Source organism: Belnapia sp. AC561 (assembly GCF_979252845.1).
Window position 1 is genome coordinate 1 of the sequence record NZ_CEEDBP010000552.1, and the last position, 229, is coordinate 229.

1 pseudogene is annotated in these 229 nt (G+C 64.2%); it reads left to right on the forward strand.

Annotation, left to right across the window (positions count from 1 at the left end):
* A pseudogene (locus AC0IW9_RS32220) lies at nucleotides 1–150 on the forward strand (helix-hairpin-helix domain-containing protein); the annotation flags it as partial.
* Nucleotides 151–229 lie beyond the last annotated feature (79 nt).

Sequence of the window (229 nt, forward strand, 5' to 3'; positions counted from 1 at the left end):
GAGAAGTACCTCGGCTCCGGCATGATCCGCGGCATCGGCCCGAGCTATGCCAGGAAGCTGGTGCAGGCCTTCGGCGCCACGGTGTTCGAACTGATCGAGGCCGAGCCACATCGCCTACGCGAGGTCACCGGCATCGGCCCCAAGCGCGCCGCCGTAACCGTCAGCTGTTTCCCGCCTTGAGATGATGGCTGGTTTTGGCCGATGTCGTGGGCATGACAGACGACACCAA